Annotated in this window: 10 protein-coding genes; all 10 read right to left on the reverse strand. The window is 51.3% G+C overall.

Annotated features, from left to right (window positions below):
- Positions 1-81 precede the first annotated feature (81 nt).
- Positions 82-951: an Hpt domain-containing protein gene (locus ABYP33_RS08635; RefSeq protein ID WP_373090381.1), complete on the reverse strand. Its 870-nt coding sequence runs from the start codon at positions 949-951 to the stop codon at positions 82-84.
- A gap of 128 nt (positions 952-1079) precedes the next feature.
- Positions 1080-1454 carry a response regulator gene (locus tag ABYP33_RS08640; RefSeq protein WP_008249576.1) on the reverse strand — a complete coding sequence of 125 codons (375 nt, stop codon included), beginning with the start codon at positions 1452-1454 and terminating at the stop codon, positions 1080-1082.
- Between the two features lie 79 nt (positions 1455-1533).
- Positions 1534-2382: a MinD/ParA family protein gene (locus ABYP33_RS08645; protein ID WP_373090382.1), complete on the reverse strand. Its 849-nt coding sequence runs from the start codon at positions 2380-2382 to the stop codon at positions 1534-1536.
- Positions 2379-2936, reverse strand: a complete 558-nt coding sequence (locus ABYP33_RS08650; RefSeq protein ID WP_373090383.1) for a hypothetical protein — start codon at positions 2934-2936, stop codon at positions 2379-2381. Before ABYP33_RS08650 ends, ABYP33_RS08645 begins: the two co-directional genes overlap by 4 nt.
- An 18-nt stretch (positions 2937-2954) precedes the next feature.
- A complete protein-coding gene (gene fliN, locus ABYP33_RS08655) occupies positions 2955-3383 on the reverse strand; it encodes a flagellar motor switch protein FliN (protein WP_373090384.1) in 429 nt (142 codons plus the stop codon).
- Between the two features lie 33 nt (positions 3384-3416).
- Complete coding sequence (fliM, locus tag ABYP33_RS08660) at positions 3417-4373, reverse strand: flagellar motor switch protein FliM (RefSeq protein ID WP_373090386.1); 957 nt, start codon at positions 4371-4373, stop codon at positions 3417-3419.
- Positions 4374-4528: 155 nt separating this feature from the next.
- Positions 4529-4885, reverse strand: a complete 357-nt coding sequence (locus tag ABYP33_RS08665) for an Hpt domain-containing protein (RefSeq protein ID WP_373090387.1) — start codon at positions 4883-4885, stop codon at positions 4529-4531.
- 44 nt (positions 4886-4929) lie between these two features.
- On the reverse strand, positions 4930-5931 hold the full coding sequence (locus tag ABYP33_RS08670) for a FliG C-terminal domain-containing protein (protein WP_373090388.1): 1002 nt from the start codon (positions 5929-5931) through the stop codon (positions 4930-4932).
- Positions 5932-5988: 57 nt separating this feature from the next.
- Positions 5989-6654 carry a hypothetical protein gene (locus ABYP33_RS08675; protein ID WP_373090390.1) on the reverse strand — a complete coding sequence of 222 codons (666 nt, stop codon included), beginning with the start codon at positions 6652-6654 and terminating at the stop codon, positions 5989-5991.
- A 229-nt stretch (positions 6655-6883) separates the two neighbouring features.
- Entirely contained in the window at positions 6884-7777 is an 894-nt protein-coding gene (gene ttcA / locus ABYP33_RS08680; RefSeq protein WP_373090391.1) for a tRNA 2-thiocytidine(32) synthetase TtcA, read from the reverse strand.
- Positions 7778-8117 lie beyond the last annotated feature (340 nt).

The raw sequence follows: 8117 nt of genomic DNA on the forward strand, positions 1-8117 counted from the left end.
GGAATTTAGTCCCTAAACAGGATTGTCGTCGAGTAAATCTATTGCTTGGCAGCAAAACTGACGCTAGTAATGCACACCGCGCTACCGGCGCTTCGCCCGGCTCTGTAGCCAGGCTTCCATATCCCTGGTGACTAAGTCCAGATACGCCAGGGCCTTATCAAGCTCTGTCTTTTGTTCAAGCCCCTGAAAGCGGATTAAGCGATTGCGCACCCAGCTCAACTCTTGAACCAAATGGCCTATACCGCTGTCGCCCGTCATCACGTCAGTAGCCAAAGCTGCTTGCGGCCTGACCATTGTCTCGGTAGCACTAGCTCCGCCAGCTTCACCGCCTCGGGCAGCAACTTTGCGCGACGTTGGCCCCCTACCTTTGCCGTAGAGGCTATCGAGTAAGTTTTCAAATTCATCATCAGTTATTTGATTTGTAGCAACCGACGGCAAGATGCCACCGGAATTTAGATTCAAGGGAGTGCCAGATTTACGTGATGTTAGGCGACCATCGAAAAACAAGCCCATGGGGTCGCTGTCGGCGTGTGGTGACACAATGGTATTCGCCGATTTATCGCTGCCATCTGCAGCTTGCACCAGACGCTGTTTTAACTCCCGGCTTAGCGCTTCAGGCTCCTGATGATTGATACGGCGGGCAAGCATTACCTGAACACTTTCCACTGCGCTTAAAATCAGCGACACCGCGGCCGGGCTCAAGGCCATTCGGCGTGTGCGCAAGCGCTCCATGAGTCGTTCAGAAAGTTGCGCGCACTCCACCAATTCAGCCAAGCCCAACACAGCAGCGCCGCCATAAAGAGTGTGAAAACCACGATGAATATCATCGAGGATACGCTGACCGTCGTAGCCATATTGCAGCTCGGCTAACTGTTCAGATAGGCGCTGGACAATTTCTTCGGCTTCCGCCAAAAAAATCGCCATAATCCCTTCGTGTTCAGTTTTATTCACACATAATCCAATTAAATCTCACGGTTCAACAAGCGCAGCAAGCACACATATTATGATTATGACCAAATTATTCTCTGGCTACTGTAACACCGATCACAATCCAGCAACTTGCCCGCGGCATAGCGTCATTAACCGTCAACTCTAGCAAAAATGCGCATTATTTTGCTTTCCAGCATTGCCGCAGTGAAAGGTTTGACAATATACCCGTTCACACCCGCTTCAGCGGCTTCAATAATTTGCTCGCGGTGCGCATCTGCGGTAATCATTAACACTGGAATATGGCGAAGTCGGCGATCAGCACGAATAGCCCGCAACAACTCAAGACCCGACATATGCGGCATCAACAAATCGGTAATAACAAAATCAAAATGCTGATTATGCAGCATAGGCAGTGCCGCTAAGCCGTCGTCTGCCTCACTAATGTAGCGATATCCCAAGTCGCCAAGGAGATTGCGAATTATCCGTCGCATTGTCGAAAAATCCTCAACAACCAAAATACGCATCTGGCTACGCAGGCCCGAGGCCGACGACACCGGATCACTGCTCTCCTGGTTGTGCTCAAAGGGATTCGGCGAGGAATTGTCACCCATCGCGACGCTCCCCAATGCCCCGTCGCTGAGAGTCCACCGCCGTTAATTGTTCAATAAAAAACAATAAGCGCCCCTCCATGCGGCTAGGCAAGGGCCACATTTGTAGCTTTTTGCTAACGTCACGCAAAGCTCTAGCTGAAACGCTGCTTGGCGCATGTAATATCACCGGATGGCGCTGGCGCACCGCATCGCGTAAGTGCTGATCAAAAGGAATTGCGCCCGTGTAAATCAAAGCGACCTCAATAAACTGCTGACACACGTTATTTAAAGTCTCAAAGACCTGCCACCCCTCCGCTTCGTCCGCCACCATATTAGCCAGTATCCGAAATCGGCTGCGGCCAAAATCCCTATTTAATAATTTAATCATGGCGTAAGCGTCAGTTATCGAGCTCGGCTCATTACAGACCACCAATAGCACCTCGTGGGCCGCGCTGACAAAATTTACCACCGAGTCAGAAATCCCCGCCGCAGTATCAACAATTAAAACATCCAGCTGCTCGGCGATCTCACTGAACGCCCGAATCAAGCCCACATGTTCAAGGCTAGACAGCATGGTTAAACGCCGTGTGCCGGACGAAGCAGGAATAATTTTAATGCCCGCTGGCCCCGTTAACATGACCTCTTGCAGCGAGCAGCGCCCATCGAGAACATCCTCGATGGTTTTGGTGCTACGCAAACCCAACAATACGTCGATATTCGCCAAACCAAAGTCGGCATCAAGTATTACCACTCGCTTACCCGCCTCAGCGAGCGCGACACTGAGATTAATAGCGACATTGGTTTTACCTACCCCGCCCTTGCCGCCACTGACGGCAATCACCTGCACCGGCCGGGAATTCACCCGTTCACCTGCGCAGCGCTAATACTATGCTCGCGCCAGGGCATACCGGGCAGCCGCCGAGAATAATCGCCAATTTGCTCTACATTACACATTGCCATAATCTTTTTAAGCAAACGCAGATCAACACTGTGCACATCAACTAAAAGCACGAGGCGGCCTGAATCAACATAGGACTGAAAAGGTGCCAAATTTGGATTGTTTTCGGTCAAGCCAACAAAGCCACCTTCCCACGCGCCAAAACACAAAAAGCTCAGCGGTAGCGAATAAAAAAGTATTTCGCGCGCTAAACCGTCGTTCAAATTAAAGGCAGACACAAAGATCATTACCAATAGACAGCCAAGCAGAAACCCCCAGAATCCACCACGCCAAGCTCGACCATAAAGATTGCTAAGTAGCAGTTCGGAGGCCACTGGCACGCCCATACGCTGCACATCGGCGACGTGCTTACTAACCACACACCAACGCCAGCCAGACAAATGAGGCTGATCCAGCATATCGGCAACTCCCCTAAGTTTGGCCGGGGTTTTACTTAAGAATATGAGGCGGTGCTTCATTAAATCGTCCTGATCTCATCACAAAGATTGTAAGCGTTCAGCAGGGCTAACGACTTCAGTCAATCGTATGCCAAGCTTATCTTCTACCACCACAACTTCCCCTCTGGCGACCAAGGTACCGTTAACCAGAACGTCGAGCGGCTCACCCGCCTGGCGATCCAACTCTACAATAGCACCCTGATGCAACTGTAATAACTCTCGGATTGGCATATCCGCGCCGCCCACTTCGAGGGTAATGCGCACCGGAATATCGAGCACCATTTCCAGATCTGGCGCAGCGGGCTTGCGATCTTGGAGCCGCGCTCCCGCATGTTGAAACGCACTGGTCGTCTGAAACCCCTCGCGGGCTTGACTGTTACCCGACGCGCCCGCCCCGCCCCGGTCGGCGGCTTCAATCTCTTCTTTGAGGGCCCGGCGCTGCCTGCGCAGCTCATCTTGATTATCCATGAGCGATACCTCTCAGCAGGTTTATCATTTCAATTACGCCCTTCGGTCAATAATTTTGAGGGCTAATTGGCCATTAGCCACGCCCAAGCTGGCCGTGGCCATCTCAACGCCACTGGCCTTTAATACTGACCGCTGACCCGCGCCCAGTGGAATAATATCGCCCACTTTCATGCTTGCTACTTCTCGTAAACTCAATATCGGCTCCGCAATCGTACATCGAGTGGCGACGCGTAAATTCAGCAAGGAGTCACGCAGAGCGGCTTGCCAATAGGGGTCTTCTACCGCTTGGTCAGCACTTTCTTTCTTACTCAGCTGATCTCGTACCGGCTCCAGCATTAATTGCGGCAATGTAATATGAAATTCACCGCCACCGCCGCCTTCAAGTTCAATTTGAAACCGACACAAAACCACGGTTTCGGACTGCCCGGCAATGGCCGCCATAGCGGGATTCACTTCCATGGCAAGCCCTTCGCACTGCACGTCTTTGAACAAAGCCCAAGCCTGCTGGTAATCGCCGAGCGCACGGCGCACCAAACGCGCAAGCACTCGGCGCTCAACCGGACTAAAATCGCGACCATCGGCGCTGCCCTGGCCACCGCTGCCGCCAAAAAATATATCAACCAATCTAAAGACTAAGCGCGCGTCAAACACCAACATTGCCGCCCCTTTCAGCGGGTGGACACGCATCAAGTTTAAACTGGTCGGCACGTAGAGCGAATGCAAATACTCGCTGTACGGTAGAAATTGCAGATCGAGGGCGACAACATCCACCCCTTGACCCAAAACATCAGAAATACTGTCGCGAAAGCGCTCCGCAAACCGTTTATTAAGCTGCTCTAGGCCGGGCAAGCGGCGCTTTTTCGGCTGCCGTCGACTGGCCAAATCAAACGACCGCGGTGGCTTCGCAGCATCTTCTGCGCGAACATCTTGGGCCTGCACATTGGCCAGCAGGGCATCAATCTCTGCCTGCGATAGCAAGTCTTTAACCATATAAAAACACAACCGTTAGCGCTGAACACGAATCATCAACACCAATGAATGCAAGGGACGAGCCAATTATTTTTTTATAAAATCAGTCACTTAGAAAAGCCATCACTGTCAACTAATTGACAGCAGCACTGAATTAGCCAGCACATTGCTCAATATTAAACGTGAGCAAGCCATTTATTAAGCGAGGCCATAGCCTCTTCAAAACTGCGCTGGGTATTGCCAAAATCTTGATCTATACCACTGAAACTCGCATCGCGACCACGCAACTCTAAACCGCGAAACTGCTGCGATAACCCCACCGCCCCCAGCGTGGCCGCGCCGCCTTTTAAACTATGAGCTGTCTGGCGCAGCGTTTCTGCATCGCGCCGCTCTATCGCTTGCCCTACTTGCAGTAAACGCTCCCGAGTATCTTCCTCAAATTCACTAATTAGAATATGAAGGTCGGCGTCCATAAACTCGCGCAATTCATCTAATAAACTCAAATCCAAGGCATTCATATTGGCATCATCCATGTTGTTTATTGCCCAGTTGCGCACTAATTTTTGCGTCTACAAGCTCAGAATACATCTATTTTACGCGCATCAAGTATTATTTCACCCACTGCCGCCATCTGCTTCGCAATGCTAACTATCTCGGCGCGCGCCGATTCAATTTCTGTGGGGCTAAAGCGCGAGCCAAGGGCGGCGATCGCCGCCACCTTATCCGCCGACAGATTGCCAAGCAGTTGCTTGCGCAACTCAGCACCAGTGCCTCGCAAGGCCGGGGCCAAAACTTCGGGGGCGAGCTGAGCAAGGAGTATTGTTAAATCTCGCGGCGCCATATTCGCAATTTGGGCAAAGCCAAACATGAGTTCCTCAACCCTCGCGGCACTTTCCGGCTGGGCATAACGAAGACCATTTAACAGTGCACTCTCCGTCCCAACATCCATTTCATTGAGCAATTTCGCCGCCATCGAGTCGCCTTGCAAGGCCCTGCCAACCGGGCGACCGAGGTCGCTGAAATACTGTTCCAACAACCACTCCAACTCTTCCAAAGCAGCGGGAGTAAGCAACTTAAGAGCCGATAAGCGCGCTAAAACATCAACGCGCTTTGCCTCGTCAAAGGCAAGCAACACCTCACTCGCCAAGCGAGGTTCCAAGCAGGCAACAACCACCGTCTGAATCTGAGGGTGCTCGCGGCGAATAATACCCGCGATAGTAGTGGCGTCTAACCACTTCAATTTTGCGATATGCTTTGCCTGACCATGAAAGGCCAGCCTATCGCTCATCAACTTAGCCCGCTCCTCCCCCAGCGCCTCCTCAAGCAGACTCGATACCGCGTCACTAACGCCCACTTTAACGCCAGAAAAACCGGCCACATCCCGATGAAAACGACGCAAAATAGTCATGAAATCGGCATTGTTTGGCGCAGACATCATTGCCATTGCCTCGACCACTCTATGTAAATCGCGAGGCACCATAGCGCGCATAACCGCAGCCGCATCAGCCTTATCTAAGGACATCAACAGTGCGGCCGCCTGCTCTGTACTCGATAGCGTCACACTTGCGGAATTTACCATGCGCGCACAAACCTCGCAGAACACGCTAGTGACATTACGCCCCCTTGCCAGGCCATATTATTGCCGCTCATCATTTAACCACGCACTTAACACCCCAGCAACACGTCCCGGCTCCTGCTTTGCAATCACCTTCAAAGCCAACAATTGCTCTTGATAACCATCGGTTTCTTGCGCTTTCAGCAACTCACGGCTGCGCCGGCGACGCGAAAACCACACAACCATTAGCACAAAGGAAACGGCTACCACGCCTACAACTACTCGCCAAGAAAATATCTTATCGCCTGTTCGTAAACCGCTAGCGCCCTCGGAACCCGTTGACGCGAAGGCATGAAACTGAGCAACAATTTTGTCACCCCGCGCTGCGTTTAGCGCTAACCCTGACCACAATATTTCCCGCAAACTTTGCGCTAAGGCGCTGTCCGCTTCAGGGCGATTAATCAATAGCGTGACCTGCCTAGCACCCGGCCTAACATCATTTATATTAACGATAACGCGAAAGTCCGCCCCTGCCACAAAAGGCTCTATTAATTGCTGGGACTGGCGCTGAAGCTGAATTTCGCGCAGGCGTACCTCGTCGGCAAGCGTACTTTGATCGGCATACTGAAACTGCCCTGCACTGAGTAACTGCGGCCAAACCGCCTGCGCAATCAAGCCGCAGCCAATAAGCAGCAAGGCAATGAGCATCGCCGCCATTACGTTGCCCGCTAAACCCTTTTCAAACACTGTGCACTCCGCCTTACCCCACAAAGGAACTGTCAAATATTTGACATCCCGATAAATTCGATCAATCAACAGTCTAAACCCGTCATATTATTGACAGCCGTGCATCGGTGGCAAGTAAAACCCGCCACGCCAACCCTATGATGCTGAAATAATGCAGAAAGCGGGCCAGCAGCTGAGTGCGGCCCGGAAGTGATGAAAAAATCTAAATGGCAGGGGTAAACAACTGACCTCAGAGCTGCGTGATCTCGATATAGTCATTTCGTGATGACAGTGGCACGCCACCAGAATCGATGGTTTGACTAGAGTCGAAACCATATTCTTTGCGTTCACCCGTACGGTCGATGGTGAGGTTGGCAAAATCAAATAACTCGGTATCGGCCATTTGCGATGGCGCAATATTTTGCATAGACGAGAAAATTTTCTCAATGCGGCTGCCATCGGCTTTTTCCCAATCCAGCAGCATTTTACGGATATTCTGGCGCTGTAAATTCTCCTGCGAGCCACAGAGGTTACAGGGAATAATGGGAAACTCTTTGTACTGCGAGAACGCTTCAATATCTGACTCACGGCAGTAAGCTAGCGGCCGAATCACAATATTGCGTTTGTCGTCTGACAGCAGTTTAGGGGGCATACCCGACAGCCGTGAGCCATAGAACATGTTCAAAAACAAGGTTTGCACAATATCATCTTTGTGGTGACCCAGTGCAATTTTAGTCGCGCCGATTTCTTCCGCAAAGGCATACAGGGTGCCTCGGCGCAGACGCGAACACAGCCCGCAGGTGGTTTTACCTTCAGGGATCTTTTGCTTAACAATCGAGTAAGTGTCTTTATTGACGATGTAATACTCAATACCCAGCGCGTCAAGGTACTCAGGCAAAATATGCTCTGGGTAGAACGGCTGCTTTTGATCCATATTGACCGCCACCAGATCAAACTTAACCGGCGCGCTCTTTTGCAAATTCATTAAGATATCCAACATGGTATAGCTGTCCTTGCCACCGGACAGGCACACCATCACCCGATCGCCCTCTTCGATCATTTTATAGTCTTCAATCGCTTGCCCCGCATGGCGGCGCAGGCGTTTTTGCAATTTATTGAACTCGAGCTTTGGCAAACTGGACATAGCACTTAAAATCTATCGGGGCTGGGGCTGCGCATTATATAGAAACCATGGATATGCGGCTACAAAGTAGCCAATGGAAAGACCAAGAAACCATAAGTAGCACTCATATCGCCAATCTAAATCAGCGAAAATCCGGCGTTTTTAGCACTCTCAACGGCTCAGCACTGGCAATCCTAGGCCGAGATGACTATCATTAGGCCGCCAAAATCTGCTGGCACGAGGTGTATTGGACACGGCCAGACCCCGGCACGGGTGCATGTCGGACTGTGTAATCCACATCCGATCGCACCCGCTCACAAATCAGCCACTCATTCAGAAAGGGAATCGCCCAATGAAACAA

This window comes from Zhongshania sp. (assembly GCF_041584495.1).
Lineage (GTDB): Bacteria > Pseudomonadota > Gammaproteobacteria > Pseudomonadales > Spongiibacteraceae > Spongiibacter.

Coding starts and splice junctions, on each gene's coding strand:
- fliM (WP_373090386.1), bottom strand. CDS start 4,373: ATGGTTAAAGACTTGCTATCGCAGGCAGAGATTGATGCCCTGCTGGCC.
- ttcA (WP_373090391.1), bottom strand. CDS start 7,777: ATGTCCAGTTTGCCAAAGCTCGAGTTCAATAAATTGCAAAAACGCCTG.
- fliN (WP_373090384.1), bottom strand. CDS start 3,383: ATGGATAATCAAGATGAGCTGCGCAGGCAGCGCCGGGCCCTCAAAGAA.
- ABYP33_RS08670 (WP_373090388.1), bottom strand. CDS start 5,931: ATGGTAAATTCCGCAAGTGTGACGCTATCGAGTACAGAGCAGGCGGCC.
- ABYP33_RS08650 (WP_373090383.1), bottom strand. CDS start 2,936: ATGAAGCACCGCCTCATATTCTTAAGTAAAACCCCGGCCAAACTTAGG.
- ABYP33_RS08640 (WP_008249576.1), bottom strand. CDS start 1,454: ATGCGTATTTTGGTTGTTGAGGATTTTTCGACAATGCGACGGATAATT.
- ABYP33_RS08665 (WP_373090387.1), bottom strand. CDS start 4,885: ATGGATGATGCCAATATGAATGCCTTGGATTTGAGTTTATTAGATGAA.